The organism is Hymenobacter bucti (genome assembly GCF_042681145.1).
Lineage (GTDB): Bacteria > Bacteroidota > Bacteroidia > Cytophagales > Hymenobacteraceae > Hymenobacter > Hymenobacter bucti.
In genome coordinates this window covers 1,111,588-1,134,614 of sequence record NZ_JBHUFD010000018.1, presented here as the reverse complement: position 1 = coordinate 1,134,614, position 23,027 = coordinate 1,111,588, and the positions used below count along the sequence as shown (strand labels likewise).

Sequence of the window (23,027 nt, the reverse complement as noted above, 5' to 3'; positions counted from 1 at the left end):
AGTTTAGCGACTCGTTTTCTTGCCGTTTGCAAGCCCTGTTTGTGATTGGGAGTGCAAAGGTAAGCAGAATTTTTTAACTTCCAAATTTAAAACGAGAGAGTTTTTAGTGACTTTCTCGGCTACTTTGGTTGTCTGACCGCCTCCGGTTGAAGCGGGGTGCAAAAGTAGAAAAGCTTTTTTGTTTTTGCAACGTCCTGCAAAATTTAGCCACTATTCTTTTTTAGGTTGCTTACTACTGAGGTCAGCGTCAGGGCCTCACCAATAACTTGAGCCAGTCTTGAAAAATTCCTGCGGAACCATAACTCTTGAGGCACTCATTTTAGGTGGTGAAAACCACTATTCCCTTACCCTGAACCTAGGAGAGCCTTGGTGGTAGCCTACTTGACACCTGTTGTATAGAGGAACACACTGTCCTTATATATACAGAGGCGTCTGGCGAATGATAGTTGGTGCTACAAACTGGTGTAGCCCGCAGCCAATGCATGCGGCGGTAAGCACTGAACTATGTCGTGCTATAGCCTACAGGAAGATGGCAAGCAGCAAGGCAGAGCTCCCCTATTAATAGCCAGCTCTCTACTTCTGAGCCTGCGCAGCAATGATAGCAGCGTGTTAAGAAAGCCAGCACACCGTAATGAAATGGTAAAGGGCTTTGGCAAGTGCAATTCTGTGTAGCCTTTTGCTTGAAATTACGTGAATAGCATGGTAATTATTCAATAATCATTATAACATCAAAGCCTTTGGAAGCAGTTTGATAACACGCGTGCCTTGGCAGGCAGAGGGGCAGCGCCAGAATTTTGCACTGGTAAAATTGCTGTTCTTAACCTGCTACTAATGGGTCATATTTACACTACTTTCTTTGGCTTGCTACTCTTACCGCTCACCCTTCGGGCGGGCACCATCCGGGGGCGCGTGACGGATGCGCGCACCGGCGAGCCGTTGGTGGGCGCGGTGGTGTACTTGCAAGGCACCAACTACAATGGGCAGGTCCAGCTCGATGGCACCTTTACTTTGCGCAACGTGCCGGCGGGCGAGTATGAGCTAGTGGGGCAATTGGTAAGCTATCAGCTACTAAATCAGCACGTTTCACTAACGGAAGCTCAGCCCGACCAGACGCTGAGCCTGCGGCTGCGCGACAAAAACAATGCGCTGGAAGAAGTAGTGGTGCAAGGCCGCCGCGACCCCGAGGGCGAAACAACGGCCCGGCGCGTCGAGCAGGTAGCGCCGAGCATCGTGAACGTGGTATCGGCCCAGGCCATTCAGGTATCACCGGATATTCAGGTGGCCAACGTGTTGCAGCGCGTGTCGGGCGTAACGCTGGAGCGTAGCACCAATGGCGATGGCCGCTATGCCATTGTGCGGGGCATGGACAAGCGCTACAACTACACGCTGGTCAACGGCATCAAGATTCCGAGCCCCGACCCCTACAATCGCTACGTGCCGCTCGACATCTTTCCGGCTGACCTGCTTCAGCGCCTGGAGGTGACCAAAGCCCTGACTCCCAGCATGGAAGGCGATGCCACGGGCGGCGTGATAAATATGGTGATGAAGGACGCGCCCGCCGAGCGTACCCTCACGGGCCAGCTGGGCACGGGCTATGGGCAGCTATTTTTTGACCGCTCGCTGCTGAGTTTTGACCGGGGCGCTATCAATCGCGAGTCGCCGGCCGTGCGCAATGGGAGTGACTATCAGGCTAAAACTAGCGATTTTCCGTGGGCAACGTTCACCCATAAAACTGCGCTGCCCAACCTGCTGGGTAACCTGACCTTCGGCAGCCGCTACGGCAAGAACCAGCGCCTAGGGGTGCTGCTGGCCGGCTCGTACCAGGGCCAGACGCGGGGCTCGAACGGCTACTTTTACGAAACGGGCATTACGCAGGACAACTACCCGGTGCTGCGCACTTTACACGTGCAGCAGTATTCGACGCGGCAGGAGCGCCTAGGGCTGAATGCCAAGCTCGACTACCGCCTCAACAGCCGCAATACGCTGCGCTTTTACGGCGTGTACTTGCAGCTCGATGAGGCTCAGGCCCGCTTCGAAACCGACACTACGTATAAAGGCAACGCCCGCCCCGACGTGGACCGCCGCCTGCGCTCGCGCTTGCAGCGCCAGGGCATTGCCAACGGCACGCTGCAAGGCGAGCACCAGCTCACGGACCGGCTGTCGGCCAGCTGGTCGCTGGTGTATTCGCGGGCGACCAACAACGTGCCCGACGTGACCGAGCAGGACCTCAAGCTGACCTCGGCCGGCAACCGCTACCAGGACGTAAGCCGCATCTGGCTCGATAATACTGACCAGGACAAGGCCGCTTACCTCAACCTGAAATATGACCTAGGCGAAGGCCTGGAGCTGGGCGTGGGCGGCCTCTACCGCGACAAGGACCGCACCAACCGCTACCTGAGCTACCAGCTGCGGGCCTCGGGCCAAACGGCAGTGAATGAGCAGGATATCAACTCGGAAACCTACACGGTATTTAACCCACAGGGCATCTACGTGGGCAATAACAACTACACCGCCACCGAGAAGATAGCCGCTGGCTACGGCCAGCTGCGGCTGGTACGCGGCGCTTGGGAAATATTGGGTGGGCTGCGCTTTGAGCATACCAATCAGCAGTACATCACGAGCTTACCTACCTCCGAGGCGGCTTACAAGGGCCGCCAGCTGTACCCCGACTACCTGCCCAGCCTGCACCTACGCTACGCGCTGTCGCCGCGCCAAAACCTGCGGGCGTCGTACTTCTCGTCTATCAGCCGGCCCAGCTTTTTTGAGCTGACGCCCCACAACAACGCGGGCAGCGTGAGCGAGAGCAACGTGTACCCCGAGGCCGGCAACCCTTACCTGCTGCACACCAAGGCGCAGAACCTGGATTTGCGCTACGAATTCTTCGGGGCCGGCAACGACCAGGTGATGGTGGGGGCGTTTTACAAAAACATCAAGAATCCGATTGAGTATGCCCTCGTGGCGCTGCCCAATACGACGGTGACGGTGTACCAGCCCAACAACTTCGGCACGGCTACTAATTACGGCTTCGAGTGGGTGGGCGTCAAGTACTTCGGGCCGCTGGGCCTGGCCACCAACTACACCTTTACGGTGTCGGACATCACGACCAACAAGGCCCGCAACGCCACGGCCGGCGACGCCAGCCTAAGCGTGCCCCAAAAACGCTCCCTGCAAGGCCAGTCGAAGCACGTGGGCAATGCCTCTCTGCTCTACAAAAACCCGCGCCTAGGCCTCGATATGCAGCTGGCTTACGTGTACACGGGGGCGCGCATCGTGCAGGTGGGCCAGTTTCTGGGCCTCGACTACTGGCAGCGGGCGCAGTCGCAGCTCGACTTTTCGGCCGAGAAGCGTCTCACCAAGGAGGGCAAGCGCTTTGGGCTGACGGCCTACGTGAAGGTGCAAAACCTGCTTAACACGCCCTACCAGGTCGATATTCTGGCCGCGGGCGCCCCGGCCGCAGCTGGCAGCCCCGCCACCTCAGCCCTCCCCTACCAGGACCGGGCCGACCGGGTGTCGGTGGTGAATCAAACCTTCAAGGCCTACTACCTGGCGGGCCTCCGCTTTCGCCTTTAATTAGCTAGCATCATGCGTTTTACGCTCCTAGGTTCCGCTGCTGTGCTCGTGCTGAGCAGCGCGCTGCTTTCATCCTGCGAAGAAATTATTGACATTGCCGCGCCCGTCCAGACGGTGGGCCAGGCTTTCAGCGGCGACACGCTGCGCAGCCCCATTAAGGGCACCATCGCGGGGCGCACGGCTCCTTATTATATGGTGTCCGACGTCACGGTGAATGACGGTGACACGCTGCTGCTGCAGGCGGGCGTGAAGATTCTGGTGATTGGCAAACCTAGGTCGCCCGGCACGTTTGGGCAGGCGAGCAACAACCCCGGCTTCGTGGTGAACGGCACCATGCTGAGTCTCGGTACCAAGGCTGCGCCGGTGGTGATTACCATTGCCGACAACCTTAAGGGCGACCCCACGCAGGTGCAGGACGTGGCCGCCGACCCGGCTTTTAAGGGGTACTGGGGCGGCATCAACGCCGACGGCGCCTCGCTGCTAGTGCTGCGCTACACCGACCTAGGCTACGTGGGCGGGCCCTACGGCGCCAATGCGCCCACCGGCTACGCGGCCGGCGACCCCAAAATGGGCGTGTCGATGCTGGCTAAGAAACCTAGCGCCGTGTGCGTGCTCGAAGACTGCTATTTCCACGGCAGCGTCGATGACTTTGTGCGCCTGCAAAGCTGCAAGTTCAGCATCATGCGCAACCGGTTTGAGAAAGCCGGTAAGACTGGTGGCGAGGCGGTTAACATCAAGGCGGGCTCGGTGGGCGATGTGGCCTACAACACCTTCGTGGGCGCGGCCACCAACGGCACCAAAGTGGCGTCGGTGGCGGCCTCGGCCGTGCCGACCACCGTGGCGACCTATAACAACACCTACCTCAACTGCGGTTACCGCCAAACTAAGTCGGGCCGGGGCGGCTCCATCAACTACGAGGTGCAGGCGGCCGGCAAGATTTATAACAACCTGATTGTGAACTGCCGCTTTGGCCTGCGCCTGCGCTCCGACTCGCCGCCCGACGTGGCTAACATTCAGTACGACAACCAGTACTACTACGGCAGCACCAGCTACCAGGCGGCCGAGTTCAACGCCGCCACCGCTGGCTCCACCACGGCCAGCAAGCCCGGCGACACCCGCGGCGCGGCCGGAGCCAACGACCCTAGGTTTGTGTTAGCCGACCTGGCCACCGCCGCTGGCACCACCGCCGCCCCGAGCACGGCCATGCAGTCGGCCAATTTCCTAAACGCGACCAGCAACCTGCGCCTGCAAGGCAGCTCGCCGGCCATCGGCAAGGGCAATACCAGCTTCGCGCCCCTCAATGCGGTGGGCAGCCTCAGCGTGCGCGGCCTGTTTACACCCGCCGTTACCGCGCCGGGCACCGATGCCGGGGCGTACCAGTCGGGCAACGTCGGCAACCAGCAATAAGCAGCTGTTTGCCTGAATTAAAAAGGCCTGTCCTTGCGAGCGTAGCGAAGCAATCGCACCTGAGCGGAACCCACGCGGCTCGCCCTAGTGCGGTTGCTTCGCTACGCTCGCAAGAACAGCTGTGTTTTTCAGCATATTAAACTACTTCGAATAGCCTCTACTGTCGTAATACGGAATGCCAATCCGTGCTGCATTGTCACCTTCTCTATGCCTTTCTCTGCCTTGCGCCCGCTGGCCCCTACCCTACTTTTAGCAGCTGCTGGCACCTTCACCAGTTGCCAGCACGCGGCCCAGGCCACCAGCGGCGCCCCAGCCGTTACTCTCGCCGACGATGGCACCAACACCGGCCCCGGCGTGGTGCGGCCCGTGGTCATCTCGCAGCCCGTGCGCTACGATACCGACGACCCGGCCATTTGGGTCAACGCCCAAGACCCGGCCAAGAGCCTGGTTATCGGCACCGACAAAGACTCGGATGGCGGCTTGTATGTATTTGATTTGCAAGGTAAAGAGCTGACCACTAAAACCGTGCACGGCCTCAAGCGCCCCAACAACGTGGACCTAGCCTACGGCCTGAAGCTTGGCGGGCAGCCCACGGACTTTGCCCTCGTGACCGAGCGCGAAACGGGCAAGCTGCGCGCCTTCCGCCTACCCGACATGCAGCCCCTCGACCACGGCAACCTCGCCGTGTTTGCGGGTGCGCCGGCCGAGCAGCGCATGCCGATGGGCGTGGCCATCTATACCCGGCCCACCGACGGAGTCATGTTTGCGGTAGTGGGCCGCAAAACCGGCCCCAGCGAAGGTTACCTGGCCCAATACCGGCTGGCCGACGACGGCCGCGGCCAACTCACCATGACGCCGGTGCGCACTTTCGGCACCTGGAGCGGCAAGAAGGAAATCGAATCTATCGCCGTCGATAACGAGCTGGGTTTCATCTACTACTCCGATGAGGGCGTGGGCGTGCGCAAGTACTACGCCGACCCCGCGAAGGGCAACGCCGAACTAGCCCTGTTTGCCAAAACCGGCTTCACCGAAGACCACGAAGGCATTTCCATCTACAAAACCGGCCCTAAAACGGGCTACATCCTGGTATCGGACCAGGCGGCGAGCCAGTTCCGCTTTTTCCCCCGCCAGGGCACGGCCGCCGACCCCAACGCGCACCCCGAGCTGCGCGCCGTGCCGGTGGCCGCCCACTTCAGCGACGGCTCCGACGTGACCAACGTGCCCCTGAACGCGCAGTTTCCGCACGGCCTGTTCGTGGCCATGTCCGACAACCGCACCTTCCACTACTACCGTTGGGAAGACCTGCTGGGCAAGGACGTGCAGGCCGTGCAATAAGCCAGACGAGCTCATTTAAGCAGCCCCTAGGTAGCCGCGCCGCGCATTTTGCGCCGCCGGCTGACCCAGGGGCTGTTCGTTTGCTGGACCAGCAGCGCTTGCCAGCATAGCGCGACCCAACTGGCAAGCTGCGTTTACTTATAGTCAACAAATTTCATAAAATTATTAACACATAAACAACCTCGGGAGAACACAGGGCTAGTCTAGAAAACCCAACTTTGTCTACTGAAAATACCAGCCAGCCAGTGGCAATTCAATTACTTGGCTGCTAAGCAAGTCACTGAAAGAAAAGCAGTTGACCCAAGCGGTATTTACGGCCGGTTTTCACTCTTTTCCCTAGGTTGCTATGTCCAAGCTTTTGCCAGGCACGCCGCTGCAACGCTGGCAATTCCGCACGGCGGCGGGGCTATTTGTGGGCTACAGTGCCTACTACCTGTGCCGCTCCAACCTGGCGGTGGCCGCGCCGCTGCTCATCCGCGAGTTTGGCGGCCGAGGGCTTAATAAGGAAGTGCTGGGGCAGCTGGCCTCAGTGGGCGTGCTGTTTTATGCCCTAGGGAAGGTTTTCAACGGCGTACTGGGCGATTTTCTGGGTGGTAAAAAGATATTTCTGCTCGGCATGGTGGGCGCGGTGCTGGCCACGGTGGCCTTCGGGCTGGGGCAGGGCGTGGCGGTATTCTTCGCGGCCTGGGCCGCCAACCGGCTGGTGCAGTCGATGGGCTGGGCGGGCCTGGTGAAGCTCACGGCCAACTGGTTTTCGTACCGCGCCTACGGCCGCATCATGGGCCTGCTCAGCCTCAGCTACCTGGTGGGCGACATCGCGGCCAAGCTCGTGCTGGGCCAATTGCTGGACCTAGGGCTGGGTTGGCGCGGGCTGTTTATAGCGGCGGCGGGCGTGCTGGCCCTGGTGGCGCTGGCCAACTGGCTGACCCTGGCCGCCACGCCGGCCAGCGTGGGGCTCGAAGCGCCGCCGGCCAGCCCCACCAGCCTCTTCGCCAGCCCCGACCCGGCCGCGGCCGACCAGCCCACCTCCTTAGGGACGCTGCTGCGGCCCTACTTCCGCAGCCCCTCCTTTTTGCTGATGCTGGGGCTCTCGTTTGGCCTCACCGCGCTGCGCGAAGCCTTTAGCTTTTGGGTGCCCACCTACCTCGTGGAGGCGGCCCACCTCCCGGAGGGCGCGGCCTCGCAGTACAGCGCCCTGTACTCGGGCTTCGGCATGGTGTCCATTCTCGGGGCCGGCTACATTTCCGATGCCTGGCTGCGAGGGCAGCGCGGGCCGCTCATTCTGGCGGCCAGCGTGGGGCTGGTGCCGGTGCTGCTCCTCATGAGCCAGCCGGGCGGCGGCAGCCGGTGGCCACTGGTATTCATTTCGTTAGCGGGCTTGCTGCTACTGGGGCCCTACTCATTTTTGGCGGGGGCCATGTCCCTGGATGCGGGCGGGCGGCAGGGCGCGGCCACGGCCTCGGGCCTGGTCGATGCCGTGGGCTACGCCGGCGCCACCGGGGCGCTGTGGCTCACGGGCGCGCTGGCCGAGCACCAAGGCTGGAGCGCCGCCTTTCTAGCGCTGGCGCTGCTGGCGGCGGCCACGGCGGTGGTGGCGCTGGTCTTCTACCGCACCCAGGAGCAGCGGCCGAGCCCGGCGCCCGTGCTGGCAGGAGAGGTGGTCGTTGACTTATATGAAAAAGCAGGCCACAATTAGGTAACGATTTAGTGACTAATCGGCGACGTTGGCCAGGGCGGCAAACCTGAACTTTGCCTAGACAAAATAGGACTCCCGAGGCTACTAAAAAGCTAGTTTCCCTTCACTAACCGATCGCTTCGCAACGGCCGGGCACGAGCTACCGGTAGCAGCAGCGCCGCTTTTCGCCCTTCCCTCCTGGCGGGCTGCTGGCTCCTAGGTCCGCCGCTTTTAGTGCGGCTCGGCTTCCTTTTAGGAGGCCCGGCTTTCTCAACCCCACGCAATTCATGGATAAGCATACCCGGCTGGCTATCAGTCCGCAGCAAGCGGTGGCGCAAGTTTTTGACCTCTACGAAACGCACGGCCACGCCGACTACATCGGCGAGCCGGTGTCGCAGCTCGAGCACATGTGGCAGGCCGCCGCGCTGGCCGAGGCCGCCGGCGCCGACGACGAGGTGGTACTGGCCGCCTTCTTCCACGACCTAGGGCACCTGTGCGCCCCGGAAATGGCCGCCGAGTCGATGAATGGCTTTGGGGCCGTGGACCACGAAAAGCTGGGGGCCGACTACCTGCGGGCCCGCGGCTTTTCGGAGCGCGTGGCGCGGCTAGTCGAGAGCCACGTGCTGGCCAAGCGCTACCTCACTTACAAGTATCCTAGCTACCTGCGGCAGCTCTCCGAGGCCAGCCTGGCCACGCTGGCCTTTCAGGGCGGAGTGATGAGCGCGACCGAAGCCGCCGCCTTCGAGCAGGACCCCGACGCTGACCTCGTGCTCCAGTTGCGGCGCTGGGACGAGCAGGCCAAGGAAAGCGACCAGCCTGTGGGCCGGCTCGACCATCTCAAAGAATTGGCGCTACGGCACTTGCAGCACCAGCCAGCCTAGGCTTTGCGCGAACCTTTCGGGCCCGCACGGCCCGCTTCTTCTGTTTTCTCCACCTCTTTTTCTCCTTCTATGCGCAGTATTTACAAACAGATTTCAGTGCTGGGACTGGGGCTGGCGTTTGGGCTGGCGCCCCACCTAGGGTGGGCTCAAAGCCCCATCGGCGGCACCGTAACGGACGATAAGAAGCAGCCGCTGCCCGGCGTGAGCGTCGTCATAAAAGGCACCAACAAGGGCACGACTACCGACTCAGACGGGCGCTTCGTGCTGCCCACCCAGCCCGGCGACGTGCTGGTTATCAGCTCACTGGGCGCGGTATCGCAGGAAGTGACGGTGGGTGCCCAGACGACGCTGGCCGTGACCCTGGCCACCGACAACAAGCAGCTCGACGAGGTGGTAGTAACCGCCCTAGGCGTGAAAAAAGAGACCCGCAAAATCGGCTACGCGGTGCAGGAAGTCAACGGCGAAGACCTCATCCGGGCCCGCGACCCCAACCCCATCACCGGCCTCACGGGCAAGGTGGCGGGCTTGAGCGTGGGCCCGTCGGCCGAGCTGCTGCGGGCGCCCAACGTACTGCTGCGCGGCAACGCCGTGGGGCTGTACGTGGTCGATGGTTTCCCCATTGACACCGATACCTGGAACATCAGCCCCGATGACATCGAAACCTATACCGTGCTGAAAGGGCCGGCCGCCGCCGCGCTCTACGGCAACCGGGCGCAGTACGGGGCCATCCTGATTACCACCAAGAAGGGCAACCGCAACAAGAAAGGCTTCACGGTGGAGCTGAACACCAGCAACGTGCTGCAATCGGGCTTTTTGGCGTTTCCGCGCCTGCAAAACTCCTACGGGCCGGGCGAAAACACGCAGTACCAGTTTGTGAACGGTAAGGGTGGCGCGCCGGGCGGCGTGGACGGCGACTACGACGTGTGGGGGCCGTATTTCAACGGCCAGCTCATTCCGCAATACGACTCGCCCATCGTGAACGGGGTGCGCCAGGGCACGCCCTGGGTGGCGCGCGGTGCCAACAACCTGCAGAACTTTCTGCGTACCGGCTTCCAGACCAACAACAACATCTCGCTGAGCGCCAACGGGGATACCTACACCACGCGCTTCTCGGTGTCGCAGCAAAAGCAGGACAGCTACATCCCCAACAATGGGGTGAACATCGTCAATTTCAACCTCTACGGCTCCTTCAACCCGAGCCCGCGCTTCAAGATTGAAGCCAACGTAAACTTCAACCGGCAGTTTACCGACAACTTCCCCGACGTGGACTACGGCCCCAACAGCCTCATTTACAGTTCAGTGGTGTGGACCGGGGCCGACTGGGACGTGAATGCGCCCGACATCCGGGGCATTTGGCAGCCGGGGCAGGTGGGCACGCAGTCGGTATTTGCCGAGTACCAGCGCTACCACAACCCCTGGCTGATGGTGGAGAAGTGGACCCGCGGCCACTACAAAAACGACACCTACGCCTACCTCACCGGCAACTACAAGATAGACGAGCACCTGAGCGGCACGCTGCGCACCCAAATCAGCACCTACAACCTGCTGCGCACCGAGAAAATGCCGTTTTCGGCCCACCCCTACGGCCGCGAGGGCAACCTAGGCGACTACCGCGAAGACCGCCGCAACCTATTCGATAACAACATCGAGGGCTTTTTGAGCTACAACTACGACCTAGGGGCCAGCAAGTTCTTTAACCTGAGCGGCCTGGTGGGCGGCAACGCCCGCAACTTCACCTACAACTCGAACTGGACCTCGACCGACTACCTCAATGTGCCCGAGGTGTACGCCTTCAGCAACTCGCTGAACCCCGTGCAGAGCACCAGCTTCAACTCGCAGATGCGGGTGCTGAGCGCCTACTACTCGCTCGATTTGAGCCTGGGGCGCTACGCCACGCTGTCGAGCACGGGCCGCATTGACCGCACGTCGGCGCTGCGCACGCCGGTTAGCTTTTTCTACCCCAGCGTGTCGCTGGCCACGGCCGTGTCGGACTACGTGAAGCTGCCCACGGCCATTTCCTTCCTGAAAGTGCGGGGCTCGTTTGCCAGCATCCGGGGCGGGGGCACGGCCAATACCATCGGGCCGGCGCCCTTCAACTCCATCACCGTGTTTGGGGGCAGCACTGGCAACTCGCTCTATACCAACCCGCTGGGGTATGGCAATACGTATGAGTCGCCTTATAACGGCCCGGACTATTCGCTACAGTCGTTTTACACCACCAGCAAGCCTTACAACAACCAAACGGCGGGCTACGGCACCAACAACCTCTTCGCGCCCGTCCTCAATCCGTTTACGCGGGTGAACTACGAGGAAGGAGTTGACGTCAAGTTTTTGCAAAACCGCCTGGGTCTGAGCCTGACCGCCTTCCAGTATATCGACGGGCCGCAGCTTCTAGCCAATCCAATTTCGACGGCCACGGGCTACACGACGCAGACTATCAACGCCCTAAGCACTAAGAATATCGGCTACGAAGCCAGCCTCACCGGCACGCCGGTGCAAAACGTCAACGGCTTTGGCTGGGACGTGCTGGTGAACTACTCGACCTTCAAGCGCACCTATTCGGAGCTGCCCCCCGGCCAGGAGCTGTACCAGACGTTTTTCCGGCAGGGCGACCGCACCGACAAGTTTTACGGCACGGCCTTCGTGCGCACGCCCGACGGCCAGGTGGTGAACGACGCGGGCGGCAAGCCCCTGGTAAACCCGGTGGCGCAGTACCTAGGCGACCTGAACTCGAAGTTTAACTGGAGCATCTATAACAAGCTGCACTACAAGTCGCTGGGCCTGGCCTTTCAGTTCGACGGCGCCGTGGGCGGCGTGACGACCGACTACATGTTTCGCCAAACCATGCGCGGCGGCCGCAACGCCCTCACCGCCGAGGGCGCCCTCGGCGATGCCCGCTACCAAGACTGGCAGCAGTACGGCCAGGCCGGCTACACCGGCACCTACGTGGGCGAAGGCGTGCAGGTGGCCAACGGCGCCAGCATCAACTACGACGCGCAAACCGGCCGCATCCTCAATCCCGAGGCCCTGCAATTTGCGCCCAACACCACCAAAGCCTTCGTGCAGGACTACGTGAGCCGCTACTACGGCGTGCAGGAAGCCAGCCTGATGAGCAAGACCTTCGGCAAGCTGCGCGAGGTCACCATCAGCTACGACCTGCCCCGCACGCTACTCGGCAACAGCTTCATTCAGAAGGTATCCGTGTCGCTCATCGGCCGCAACCTGCTGTATTTCTACGGCGACAAGCGCTTCAAAGACGTGGACCTGGACCAGTACAACGGCGCCATCTCGCAGACGGGCTTGCAGTCGCCCACCGTGCGCAGCTACGGCCTGAATCTGAACGCCACTTTCTAACCGCAACGGCTTCGCTACGATGAAAAACATCTTCCAAACCGCCGCCCTCCTCGGCCTGCTAACCCTAGGTGCCACGAGCTGCAATAAAACGCTCGATGAGCTGACGCTTAACGAGAACAAGCCCAACGCCGTGCCGGCCTCGCTGCTGCTCACGGGCGTGCTCAACGATGCCTACGAGGCTCCCAACGGCAGCTACGAAACCTGGGACCAGTACTACCTCCAGAACTACGACTACTATGGCAACAACCGCTACGATTTTGGCAGCGGCACCGCCTACTACACCACCCTCAAAAACGTGGGCCTGATGGAGCAGCAGGCCCTGGCCGCTGGTTCGGCCGCCGTGAACCCCTATGCCGCGCTCGGCAACTTCTTCCGCGCCTACCTCTACACCCGCATGAGCCTGCAAATGGGCGACGTGCCGCTCTCGCAGGCCCTGCTGGGCCTCGACAACCTGACGCCGACCTACGACTCGCAAAAGGCTGTATTTGTGCAGTCTTTCAAGTGGTTGGAGAGCGCTAACGCCGACCTAGGTACGCTCATCGCGGGCGGCACCACCACCGTGAACGGCGACATCTACTACGGCGGCGACCTGCGCAAGTGGCAGCGCGTGGTGAACACGCTGCGCGTGCGCTTACTGCTGAATTTGAGCAAGAAAAACGGCGACGCCGACCTCAACGTGGCCGGGCAGTTTGCCAGCATCGTGGGCAACCCCACCAAGTACCCGCTCATGACGAGCAGCGCCGACAACATGCAGTACGTCTACATCGCGGCTACTAACAACTTCTACCCCAACAACAACCGCAATTTCGGCCAGGACGGCTCGCGCAAGAACATGTCGGCCACCTACGTGGGCCTGCTCACGCAATTGCAGGACCCGCGCGTGTACGCCACCTGCGAGCCCGCCCGCTACCTAGTCGATACCCAGGGCCAGAGCCCGACCAGCTTTGCTTCCTTCGTGGGCGCCGACGCCGGCCTCGACCTAGGTGTGATGTACAACAACGCCGGCCAGGGCCGCTACTCGTTTCTGAACCGCCGGCGCTATTTCTCGACCCTAGTGGGCGAGCCCAGCATCCAGATTGGCTACCCCGAGATGTGCTTCAACATTGCCGAGGGCATCAACCGCGGCTGGCTGGCCACCGGCAACGCCGAAACCTGGTACACGGCTGGTATTCAGACCTCAATGGCCTCCTACGGCCTGCCCACCAGCGGCACCTACATGGCCTCGTTTTACCGCCCCGGCGCAACGGACGTAACCGCTGCCGCAAACTACGACACCTACAACGTACCCGTCAGCTTCGCCACGTACTACGCCCAGCCCAGCGTGAAATACGCCAGCGGCAGCACCGGCCTCACCCAGATTTTGCAGCAGAAATACCTGACCCTGTTCCGCCACTCGGGCCTGGAGGCGTACTACAACTACCGCCGCACCGGCGTGCCCACCTTCACCACCGGCCCCGGCACTGGCAACGGTAGCCGCATTGCGCAGCGCTTCCGCTACCCCACCTCCGAGCGCACCGCCAACACTACTAATTACCAAGCCGCGCTAGCCAGCCAGTACGGCGGCAATGACGACATCAACGGGGTGATGTACCTGCTAAAATAGCGCGGGGTAATGCCCTAGGTACGGCTGCAGCATACGTCTAGCTCCTGCCTCCTTCATATAGGCGAGGCAGGAGCTAGATATTATTTATATCATTAGAAATGAAGCTACTCCCTAGTTTACTAACGACTGGCCTCGCGGCGCTCAATCACCTCGCCCCGGCCCAAACGCCCAAGCTGCGCACCGAAAACGTCATCCTCATCACCCTCGACGGCATGCGCTGGCAGGAGGTATTCGGCGGGGCCGACACGGCGCTGTTTCGCCAGAGCAAGCACTACTTCACTAACCGCAAGGCCCTGCAAAAGGACTACGGCCAGGCCTCGCCCGAGCAGCGCCGCTCGGCGCTGATGCCTTTCTTGTGGAACACCGTGGCCAAGCAGGGCCAGCTCTACGGCAACCGCCCGGCCGGCAGCTCGGTGAACGTGACCAACACCATGCGCTTCTCCTACCCCGGCTATAACGAAATCCTGACCGGGGCCGCCGACGACGCCCGCATCCACAGCAACGACCCACTCGACAACCCGAATAAGTCGGTGCTGGAAGTGCTGAATCAACAGCCCGCTTACAAGGGCAAGGTAGCGGCCTTCGGCTCCTGGGACGCCTACCCCTACATCCTGAACGAGAAGCGCAGCGGCCTGCCCGTAAACGCCGGCCAGCGCCAGGCCACCGGCCCCGGTCTCACACCCGGCGAGCAGCTACTCAACCAGTTGGAGGTGGCTTCGCCCAGCCCGTTTGGCGAGGAGCGGCTCGATGCGTTCACCTACGGCTACGCCTTGGAGTACCTCAAAAAGAAGAAGCCTAGGGTACTCTACATCGGCTTCGGCGACACCGACGACTGGGCCCACGGCGGCGAGTACGCCGCCTACCTACACGCCGCGCAGTACACCGACGGCTTCATCCGCCAGCTCTGGGAATACTTACAAAGCGACCCGCAGTACCGCGGCAAAACCACCCTGCTCCTCACCACCGACCACGGCCGCGGCCAGGCCGGCACCCAGTGGGAAACCCACGGCAAGGAAGTAGCCGGCGCCGACCAAATCTGGCTCGCCGCCCTTGGCCCCGACACGCCCGCCCTAGGGGAGGCCACCACCGGCCAGCTCTACCAAAACCAGGTGGCCGCCACCCTGGCCGCGCTGCTGGGCCAGGCCTATGCGCCCACCCCCGCCACGGGCAAGCCCGTGGGCGCGGTGCTGGGCAAGAAATAAAACCAGTGAGTTATTCAGCAGCGCGCCAGCCCAAAACGTCCGTCTGTCCTTGCGAGCGCAGCGAAGCAATCTTTCCTTATCGTTTGCTAACGCTAGCTAGGCGTGAAGGAAAGATTGCTTCGCTGCGCTCGCAAGGACAGACGGTTTACAGACAGCTTTTATGAAAATCTTATTCTTGTTGCTATTCAGCCTGCTGAGCTTTACCTCACCCCCCGCCCGGCCACCGGCCCGCGCCCGCAAGGTAGTGTTTATCATCGCCGATGGCATTCCGGCCGATGTTATTGAAAAGGCCAATACCCCGAACATTAGAAAGGTCATCGCGGGCGGGGTCTACCTGCCCGCCCACGTGGGCGGCGACCTAGGGGCCTACACCCAAACGCCCACCATCTCGGCGCCCGGCTACATGGACCTGCTCACCGGCACCTGGGGCTACAAGCACAACGTGTGGGACAACGCCGTAAAAGCGCCCAACTACCAGTACAAGAATATCTTCCGCCTGCTAAAAGAAGCCCGCCCGACCAGCAAAATCGGCATCTTCTCGACCTGGCTCGACAACCGCACCAAGCTCGTGGGTGAAGGATTGCCCGCCGCCGGCAACGTAAAGTTTGACTACCACGCCGACGGCTACGAGCTCGATACCGTGGCCTTTCCGCACGACAAAGGCAGCCTCTACACCCACACCATCGACGATAAAGTGGTGGCCGAAGCCGCAAAATGCTTGCAGGATAATGGCCCCGACCTCTCGTGGGTGTACCTGGAGCACACCGACGACATGGGCCACCGCCACGGCGACAGCCCCGAGCAAATCCGGGCCCTGGGCTACGTCGATGAGCAGGTGGGCCGCATCTGGGCAGTTCTGCAAGAGCGCACCCGGCGCTACCCCGAAGACTGGCTGCTCGTCCTCACCACCGACCACGGCCGCGACGCCACCACCGGCCGCAACCATGGCGGCCAGTCGGCCCGCGAGCGTGCTACTTGGCTGGTGCTGAGCGATAAAAGTACCAATGCCTACGCCCGCCGCCAGCCCGTGGCCATCGTGGATGTACTGCCTACCATCGCTCGCTTTATGCAATTGCCCCTGCCCGAGGCCACCCAGCGCGAGCTCGATGGCGTGCCGCTCATCGGGCCGGTATCAGTGGCGCAGCCCAAGGTAGCCGCCACCCCCGACAGCCTACGCCTGACCTGGACGGCCCTAGGTACCAAGCCCGAAAAAGTGAAGGTGTGGGCCACCACCACCAACCAGTTCAAAACCGGCGGACCCGATACCTACCGCCTGCTGGCCACCGTGCCGCTGGCCCGCCAGCACCTGGCCCTCGACCGCAAAAAGGTGGCACCCGCAGGTTATGAAATTGTAAAAATCGTGCTGGAAGGCGAGCATAACACGGTCAACTGCTGGCTGATGCCGTAGGAAGAGGAGTTCGGATTGCGGCGAGAATTTCAGGAACTACTCATTGACTGAGCGTGTGAAAAAAATCGTCCTGCTACTAGCCCTGTTGGGCGCAATGGGCCGTGCCCAGGCGCAGCCCACCCAACTCAAAACGGAGCACCTTATCCTGGTCACCATCGACGGGCTGCGCTGGCAGGAGGTATTTGGAGGCGCCGACCCGGCGCTGCTCGGCCGCCATCACCAGCCGGCCGGCTCGCTACCGCCCGCCTCTGCGTCGCGGCAGGCGCTACTGCCGTTTTTATGGACTACCGTGGCAGCGCAGGGCCAGCTCTACGGCAACCGGGCCCTTGGCAACTACCTGAACGTAACCAATAAGGCACGGCTCTCTTACCCCGGCTACAACGAAATGCTGACTGGCTTCGCAGCCGACGCCGGCATTCGCAACAACGCCAAAATCTACAACCCCAACACCACGGTACTAGAGGTCATCAGCCGGCAGCCCGCTTTTCAACAGCAGGTGCTGGTGTACGGCTCGTGGGATGCTTTCCCGTTCATTTTCAACGCGCCGCGCAGCGGCCTGCCTGTGAATGCGGGCTGGCAGCCGGCCACCGGACCCGGCCTGTCGGCCCCCGAGCTGGCCCTGAACGAGCAGCTGCGCGCCATCGACCCGCACGGGGCCGAGCGGCCCGATTCACTGACGTTTGGCTACGCCTTTGCGCACCTCCAACGTGCGCACCCTAGGGTGCTGTACCTGGCCCTGGGCGACACCGATGAGCACGCCCACGCCGGCCACTACGGCGCCTACGTACGCGCCGCCCACACCGCCGACCAGTACCTGGCCCAGCTCTGGGACTATTTGCAAAGCGACCCGAAGTACTGCGGCAAAACCACCCTGCTCATCACCACAGACCACGGCCGTGGCGGCAACCGGCTGGGCCAGTGGGCCCACCACAGCCGCTTTTTGCGCGGCTCCGACCAAACCTGGCTGGCCGTGCTGGGCCCCGACACCCCGCCCACTGGCGAGCAGCGCGCCCCCGGCCAGCTCTACCAGCACCAGCTGGCCCAGACCATCGCCCGGCTCCTGGGGGTTGCTTATACCAATGATAAGCTCACCGGCGCGCCCATCGAGGCCATTTTCGACGGAGGGCTGCCGCTACTTGCGGAGTCCGTCGCGCCGGGGCCGGCGGGTAGCTTTGCGCCCCTTTCGCAGTCGGCACGCTAGGCCGGATGGGCCAGCTGCACCTCGGCTTGCAGCAGCTGGTGCAATTCGGCCAGCGAGGCCAGTAGGCCATCATTCGGGCACTTTGCCAACTGCTCGCGCGTGTGGGTACCGTTGACCAGACCTAGGCTGCGGGCGCAGCCCGCCCGCCGGCCCGATTCGAGGTCCGAGGGCGTGTCGCCCACGTTCCAGACCTGGCGCGGGTCGCTGATGCCAAATACCTGCATGGCCTTCTGAATCATGAGCGGGGCGGGGCGGCCCTCGGCCACCTCATCGCTGCTAATAGAGAGGTCGATAACGGCGTGGCGGTTGCCCCGGCGCTGGGCGTCGAGGTTCACATCCCAGCCCAGGCGGTGCAGGATTAGGTCGGTTACCTCGCGGTAAAAGCCCGTGGTGAGGGCAATGCGGATGCCGTGGCTTTTGAGGTAGGCAAACAGCTCGAGGCAGCCCTCGGTGGGCAGCACGGCGGCCGTGCGGTAGTGCGCCTCCAGCACCTCCCGAAACACCTGGTACGAGTGGTCGACGCGGCCCATGCGCTCGGCGGCCGGGGCCGAGTCGCCCAGCTGCTCGCGCCAGAGCTGCTCAAACACGGCCCGCTTGGCCTGCCCCTGTACGGCCAGAATGCGCGCCGCCGAGGCGCGTAGGCCCGTGGCGGCCGCGGCCTGGGCAAAGCAGGCTTCTACCTCGTGCTCGTCGCGCACAGTAGTGCCGGCCATGTCAAATATAATGAGTTGCAGCGCGTCCATTTCGCAAGTATTTTGTTGACTAATATGCAACAAAAGTACGCGTCAGCTTCAGCTCCGCAGATTGTCTCTTTCTCACCTTTACGTTACGTTTTTGTACCGAACTTGCCCGCATGAAGCACGACAAGCTGAGTTTAATCGGCCTCCGCATCCTGGAGCTGCGCAAAGCCAAGAAAATGAGCCTGCGCGAATTGGCCAAGCGCAGCGGCTTATCGGCGGGCCTACTCTCTAAAATCGAGAACTTTCGCACCGTGCCCTCGCTCTCCGTACTGGTCGAAATCGCCAACTCGCTGGAAGTCGATGTGGCGGTGCTGGTCAAGAACATCAACGGCAACCCGGCCGCGCCCTACCTGCTGGTACGCACCGGCGAAGGCCGCCCCGAGCAGCGCGAAGATTCTAAGGGCCTGCTCTATAATTACTTGCTTTCGCAGGATTTGGCCAATTATACGCTGCGCGTCAACGAAGTTCACATCAACCCGAATACCTACCGCAAGCCGCTCTCCACCAATGCGCTCGAGCTCATCCACGTGCTCGAAGGCACAGTGCATTATGGTTTCAAGGACGAAGAAGTGAGCCTAGGGCCGGGCGATACGCTGTACTTCGACGGCATCGTGGCCCACTCGGTGCGCAACGCCACCGAGCAGCCCGCCCGCCTCTTCAAAGTGTACCTGCTGCGCCCCACGGATTAAGAAGCAGACGCAGCATCTCGGCGATTTCACCGCAGAAATAACGCAGGCATAATGCCCGCTTAGTTTCATCGGCGGCAACGGGTAGTAGGTTTGTGCCACGGTACATTACTAGCCAAAGGGCCATGCACAACTCGTATGATTTAATAGTGGTGGGCGCGGGCGCCCTAGGTGTTTTCCACGCCTATTTTGCTCTGCAAAAGGGCCTGAAAGTGCTGCTGCTCGAAAAAGACGCCCGCCCGCGGGAGGCTACCGTGCGCAACTTCGGGCAGATTATCACCTCGGGCATGGCCGAGGGCGAGTGGTTTGACTACGCCCGTGCCGGCCTCACCACCTACCAAAAGATTCAGGCCGAGTACGACATTTCGATTCGCCAAAACGGCTCGCTCTACCTAGCCTCGACCGCGCTCGAAATGCAGGTTTTGGAAGAAAAACACGCCCGTTATGCGGCCATCGGCTACCCCTCGCGGGTGCTCACGGCCGCGCAGTGCCAGCAGCGGCTGCCCGCCGTGCGCGGCAGCTACTGCGTGGGCGGCCTGCTATTCGAGCAGGAAGTGACTGCCGAGCCCGACCAGCTGATTCACCGCCTACTGGCCTACCTAGGGGCCCGCTACCAGCTCGACTACCGCCCCGCTACTCCCGTGCGCGAGGTGACGGCCAGCGACGCGGGCGCCACCGTCATTGATACGCGCGGCCAGCGCTACCAGGCTGCACAGGTGCTGGTGTGCACCGGCCGCGACTGCAAAACCCTCTTCCCCGACGTATTTGCGCAGAGCGACCTAGAGCTGGTGAAGCTGCAAATGCTGGCCACTTACCCGCTGCCGCAGGTGGTATTGCCGGGCTCGGTGCTCACGGGCCTGAGTTTGCGGCGCTACGCGGCGTTCAAGGCGTGCCCGTCATTCGCCCAGCTCCAGGCCGAGGACATGGACTCGGACCTGCGCCAGTGGGGCATTCATATCCTGTTTAAACAGGCCGTAGATGGCTCCATCATCATCGGCGACACCCACGAGTACGCCGACATAGCACGGGCCGACGACCTGGATTTCAACAACGCCGACCACCTCAACGAGCTGATGCTCACGGAAGCCCGCCGCATCATCGACCTGCCCGACTGGCGCATCCAGCGCACCTGGAACGGCTACTATACTCAAAGCAAGTCGGCCGAGATTTTTCAGCACTCGCCCGACCCGCGCATTCACCTCGTCACCGGCATCGGCGGCAAGGGCATGACGAGCGCCTGCGGCTTTGCCCAGCATAATGTGACCCAGCTAGGGCTTTGATGCAGCAGCTTTAGATGGTTGTTGCGGGCAACACCAGGACCGCAAAGCCAAAACCTACCTTGCTAAGCCGCTCAAAACCAAGCGTGAAATAACGCTCAACTGGTTTTTGCCCGGGCGTCTTGAAAGCCAGAACTCCGAATTATGGGCCGCAGATACTAATTTGGGAACGTGAACTTGAATTCAAATATTTCAAGTTAAACGCCTTGTAGTACCTAGCAGCATGACAGCCTTTTTGCGGCGCTCGAAACTCAATTTTTTGTATACGGCCGGTGTGCTGCTGCTGGCGGGCTCGGCCGCGCGCGCCCAGGCGCCCGCGCTGGCCGGCGCCTGGCAGGGCGTGGAAACCACGCCCGACGACCCGCGCTACTGGCCGGTGGTGCTGCGCCTGCAAGGCCCCGACAACAACCTGTTTGGCGTGCTGTACCAGGAAGTGGGCGGGCAGGATTACATCACCGTAAACTTCCAGATGAAGGGCACGCGCACCGGCAATGCCCTTCAGCTCAGCCACGTGCGCAAGCTGAGCGAAACCGGGCGCACGCCCGGCAGCTACTGGTGCGATGGCGCCATCACACTCACCTACGACGCCGCCCAGGAGAAGCTGACTGGCCACGCCGCCTACCGCCCGGTGCACGACTGCGACACCGGCGACTTCACGTTTTACCGCGTCAAGCTCAAGTCGGCTGCCACGGTGCCGGCAGGCGCCCTCAGCACCCTGCGCGTGTCGGGCCGCGACGTGCGCTGGTTTGCCGACGCCGAGCTGAAGCAGCCCGTAACCACCGGCAACACCTACCGCGCCAAGCTCGCCAAAACCACTACGTTTTATCTCACCCAGGGCTACTACCCCAGCGCCGAGAGCCCCGTGGTGCCCATCACCATTCAGGTATCGGGCGCGGCTAAAACGCCACCTAGAGTTACTCCGCCGGCCCCGGTGCCAACGCCCAAGCCAGCTCCGGCCGATTCGCTGCCGCCAGCCGCCACCCCGGCGCCGCCGGTGGCCGCAGCGCCCCCGGCGCCCGCCCCTACCCCGGCCCCGGTGGTGCTGCCCAAGGTGCTGTTTAAGCAAGGCAAGGCGGCGCTACTGCCCGAGTCGGGCCCGGCGCTAGACAAGCTAGTGACTGACTTACAGGCTAATCCGGCCCTGCGCCTGCGCGTGGCGGGCCACACCGACCGCATCGGCGAGCCGGGCAAAAACCAGGTGCTAAGCGAGCAGCGCGCCGCCGCCGTGAAGGCCTACCTGGTAAAAGCCGGTGTGGCCGCCGCCCGCCTCGAAACCATCGGCTACGGCGACAGCCGCCCGCTCTACCCCTCGCCCGACGTGCGCAACCGGCGCGTGGAGGTCGAGCAGCTGCCCTAGGATATAGGGAGAATCGAAAAAAACGTTTGTCCTTGCGAGCGCAGCGAAGCAATCGCATCAAGACGAGCCGTTCGGGTACGATTGCTTCGCTGCGCTCGCAAGGACAGGCGATTTCAGCAACCGTCTACGCACCCTAGGGCAGGGCAGAACGTATTTTTGCGGCCTTCCCTCATGGCCGACGACTCTCGCTCTTCCCTCCTAGCCCAACTGGTGGCCCGCATCGCGGCGCTGCAATCCATTGGCGACCAGTACCATCCGGCGGGCTTATTTCCGAGCCTGCGGTGGAAAAAGGCGCTGGGCTACCGGCGGCCCGATTCTAATGGCTTTTTCACGTCGCTCATCGTGTTTACGCTGCGCGAAATCCGGGCGCAGTTGCCCGCGGCGAGCCAGGCGGTGGTCGATGACATTGCGGCTAAGGCGCTGGCGGTGTACCCATTGTACCAGAGCAAGAGCGGGCAGGCGACGTATAATTTCTACCCGCCGCGGCCCAAGCAGCACTTTCCGCACGGCTACCTGCTGCACCGCACCCGGCACTTTGCCGCGCCCGACGACCTCGACTCAACCTCGCTGGTTTACCTGAGCAACCCGCGCTCGGAGCCCGAAAACCGCTGGCTCAAAGCCAAGCTGCAAGCCCACGCCAACACCGTAAAGGGCTGGGCTGACACTGGCCCCCGGGCCTTCCGAGGCAAGAAAATATACTCGGCCTGGTTCGGCGAGCGCATGCCCATTGACCTCGACGCCAGCACCTTGTCCAACGGTATGCTGTGGGCCGTGCGCACGGGGCTGCCGCTTAATGAATTCGACGCGGACAGCCTGGCTTTTATCAACTGGACCATCACCTCGGGCGAATACCGCCGCCGCCCGCTCGCCGTGTCGGCCTACTACGCCACCGCGCCGCTCATCGCCTACCACGTGGGCCGCCTGCTGGCCGAAGCCGACCTACCGCCGCTGGCCGAAGCCCGCGCCACCCTGCGCCGCGACCTACCGGCGCTGCTGGCCACGGCTTCATCGTTCATGAATAAAATACTGCTGGCCACCACCTTGCTGCGGCTGGGCGAGCAGCCCGCGCCCCTCCTCGACCCCGCCTGGACGCTGGCCGACCTGGAGCCGCGCAGCCGCGGCCTCTACTTCTGCATTGCGCCGCTGCTCAACTACTACCCCCACACGCGCTGGCTGGCCCGCTGGCGCCTTAGCCAGATTGACTGGGAGTGCCCCGCGCACTCACTAGCGCTCCTCGCCGAGTACGTGGCGCTGGGCGGGCAGTAACGCGAACTTTCCAGTTCGCGGGCGAGCGCAGCGAGCAGCCACGTTCGCCAACGTTCGCTTACGCC

General features: G+C 62.3%; 15 protein-coding genes. 14 read left to right on the top strand and 1 reads right to left on the bottom strand.

The annotated features are described in order from the left end of the window. The first annotated feature begins 831 nt into the window (after positions 1 to 831). The 10 genes from ACFSDX_RS23765 to ACFSDX_RS23720 all read left to right on the top strand — a co-directional run bounded on the left by ACFSDX_RS23765 (position 832) and on the right by ACFSDX_RS23720 (position 17,636). Complete coding sequence (locus ACFSDX_RS23765; protein WP_382318188.1) at positions 832 to 3,570, top strand: TonB-dependent receptor; 2,739 nt, start codon at positions 832 to 834, stop codon at positions 3,568 to 3,570. 12 nt (positions 3,571 to 3,582) lie between these two features. Continuing rightward, entirely contained in the window at positions 3,583 to 4,977 is a 1,395-nt protein-coding gene (locus ACFSDX_RS23760; RefSeq protein ID WP_382318186.1) for a hypothetical protein, read from the top strand. Between the two features lie 207 nt (positions 4,978 to 5,184). Continuing rightward, complete coding sequence (locus ACFSDX_RS23755) at positions 5,185 to 6,312, top strand: phytase (protein WP_382318184.1); 1,128 nt, start codon at positions 5,185 to 5,187, stop codon at positions 6,310 to 6,312. Positions 6,313 to 6,658: 346 nt separating this feature from the next. Continuing rightward, the gene (locus ACFSDX_RS23750; protein WP_382318182.1) at positions 6,659 to 8,008 is read left to right on the top strand and encodes an MFS transporter; all 1,350 of its coding nucleotides are present in this window, start codon (positions 6,659 to 6,661) and stop codon (positions 8,006 to 8,008) included. Positions 8,009 to 8,274: 266 nt separating this feature from the next. Then, the gene (locus ACFSDX_RS23745) at positions 8,275 to 8,868 is read left to right on the top strand and encodes a phosphonate degradation HD-domain oxygenase (RefSeq protein ID WP_382318180.1); all 594 of its coding nucleotides are present in this window, start codon (positions 8,275 to 8,277) and stop codon (positions 8,866 to 8,868) included. Between the two features lie 69 nt (positions 8,869 to 8,937). Next, a complete protein-coding gene (locus tag ACFSDX_RS23740) occupies positions 8,938 to 12,222 on the top strand; it encodes a SusC/RagA family TonB-linked outer membrane protein (RefSeq protein ID WP_382318178.1) in 3,285 nt (1,094 codons plus the stop codon). A gap of 19 nt (positions 12,223 to 12,241) precedes the next feature. Next, positions 12,242 to 13,825, top strand: coding sequence for a SusD/RagB family nutrient-binding outer membrane lipoprotein (locus tag ACFSDX_RS23735; RefSeq protein WP_382318176.1), 1,584 nt, complete (start codon positions 12,242 to 12,244; stop codon positions 13,823 to 13,825). A 98-nt stretch (positions 13,826 to 13,923) separates the two neighbouring features. Then, the gene (locus ACFSDX_RS23730; RefSeq protein ID WP_382318174.1) at positions 13,924 to 15,027 is read left to right on the top strand and encodes a sulfatase-like hydrolase/transferase; all 1,104 of its coding nucleotides are present in this window, start codon (positions 13,924 to 13,926) and stop codon (positions 15,025 to 15,027) included. A 160-nt stretch (positions 15,028 to 15,187) separates the two neighbouring features. After that, positions 15,188 to 16,435, top strand: a complete 1,248-nt coding sequence (locus ACFSDX_RS23725; protein ID WP_382318172.1) for an alkaline phosphatase family protein — start codon at positions 15,188 to 15,190, stop codon at positions 16,433 to 16,435. Between the two features lie 55 nt (positions 16,436 to 16,490). Continuing rightward, positions 16,491 to 17,636, top strand: a complete 1,146-nt coding sequence (locus ACFSDX_RS23720; protein ID WP_382318170.1) for a phosphoglyceromutase — start codon at positions 16,491 to 16,493, stop codon at positions 17,634 to 17,636. On the opposite strand, the gene ACFSDX_RS23715 is transcribed toward ACFSDX_RS23720, so the two are convergent. Further along, entirely contained in the window at positions 17,633 to 18,379 is a 747-nt protein-coding gene (locus tag ACFSDX_RS23715; RefSeq protein ID WP_382318168.1) for an HAD family hydrolase, read from the bottom strand. The two genes, ACFSDX_RS23720 and ACFSDX_RS23715, sit on opposite strands and share 4 nt — an antisense overlap. Positions 18,380 to 18,489: 110 nt before the next feature. On the opposite strand from ACFSDX_RS23715, the gene ACFSDX_RS23710 reads away from it, so the two are divergent. The 4 genes from ACFSDX_RS23710 to ACFSDX_RS23695 all read left to right on the top strand — a co-directional run bounded on the left by ACFSDX_RS23710 (position 18,490) and on the right by ACFSDX_RS23695 (position 22,962). Continuing rightward, positions 18,490 to 19,065 carry a helix-turn-helix domain-containing protein gene (locus ACFSDX_RS23710; RefSeq protein ID WP_382318166.1) on the top strand — a complete coding sequence of 192 codons (576 nt, stop codon included), beginning with the start codon at positions 18,490 to 18,492 and terminating at the stop codon, positions 19,063 to 19,065. A 122-nt stretch (positions 19,066 to 19,187) separates the two neighbouring features. Next, the gene (locus ACFSDX_RS23705; protein ID WP_382318165.1) at positions 19,188 to 20,342 is read left to right on the top strand and encodes a TIGR03364 family FAD-dependent oxidoreductase; all 1,155 of its coding nucleotides are present in this window, start codon (positions 19,188 to 19,190) and stop codon (positions 20,340 to 20,342) included. A 220-nt stretch (positions 20,343 to 20,562) separates the two neighbouring features. Continuing rightward, positions 20,563 to 21,696 carry an OmpA family protein gene (locus tag ACFSDX_RS23700; RefSeq protein ID WP_382318163.1) on the top strand — a complete coding sequence of 378 codons (1,134 nt, stop codon included), beginning with the start codon at positions 20,563 to 20,565 and terminating at the stop codon, positions 21,694 to 21,696. 171 nt (positions 21,697 to 21,867) lie between these two features. Then, the gene (locus tag ACFSDX_RS23695) at positions 21,868 to 22,962 is read left to right on the top strand and encodes a hypothetical protein (RefSeq protein ID WP_382318161.1); all 1,095 of its coding nucleotides are present in this window, start codon (positions 21,868 to 21,870) and stop codon (positions 22,960 to 22,962) included. Positions 22,963 to 23,027: the final 65 nt, after the last annotated feature.

Coding starts and splice junctions, on each gene's coding strand:
- ACFSDX_RS23765 (WP_382318188.1), top strand. CDS start 832: ATGGGTCATATTTACACTACTTTCTTTGGCTTGCTACTCTTACCGCTC.
- ACFSDX_RS23760 (WP_382318186.1), top strand. CDS start 3,583: ATGCGTTTTACGCTCCTAGGTTCCGCTGCTGTGCTCGTGCTGAGCAGC.
- ACFSDX_RS23755 (WP_382318184.1), top strand. CDS start 5,185: ATGCCTTTCTCTGCCTTGCGCCCGCTGGCCCCTACCCTACTTTTAGCA.
- ACFSDX_RS23750 (WP_382318182.1), top strand. CDS start 6,659: ATGTCCAAGCTTTTGCCAGGCACGCCGCTGCAACGCTGGCAATTCCGC.
- ACFSDX_RS23745 (WP_382318180.1), top strand. CDS start 8,275: ATGGATAAGCATACCCGGCTGGCTATCAGTCCGCAGCAAGCGGTGGCG.
- ACFSDX_RS23740 (WP_382318178.1), top strand. CDS start 8,938: ATGCGCAGTATTTACAAACAGATTTCAGTGCTGGGACTGGGGCTGGCG.
- ACFSDX_RS23735 (WP_382318176.1), top strand. CDS start 12,242: ATGAAAAACATCTTCCAAACCGCCGCCCTCCTCGGCCTGCTAACCCTA.
- ACFSDX_RS23730 (WP_382318174.1), top strand. CDS start 13,924: ATGAAGCTACTCCCTAGTTTACTAACGACTGGCCTCGCGGCGCTCAAT.
- ACFSDX_RS23725 (WP_382318172.1), top strand. CDS start 15,188: ATGAAAATCTTATTCTTGTTGCTATTCAGCCTGCTGAGCTTTACCTCA.
- ACFSDX_RS23715 (WP_382318168.1), bottom strand. CDS start 18,379: ATGGACGCGCTGCAACTCATTATATTTGACATGGCCGGCACTACTGTG.
- ACFSDX_RS23710 (WP_382318166.1), top strand. CDS start 18,490: ATGAAGCACGACAAGCTGAGTTTAATCGGCCTCCGCATCCTGGAGCTG.
- ACFSDX_RS23705 (WP_382318165.1), top strand. CDS start 19,188: ATGCACAACTCGTATGATTTAATAGTGGTGGGCGCGGGCGCCCTAGGT.
- ACFSDX_RS23700 (WP_382318163.1), top strand. CDS start 20,563: ATGACAGCCTTTTTGCGGCGCTCGAAACTCAATTTTTTGTATACGGCC.
- ACFSDX_RS23695 (WP_382318161.1), top strand. CDS start 21,868: ATGGCCGACGACTCTCGCTCTTCCCTCCTAGCCCAACTGGTGGCCCGC.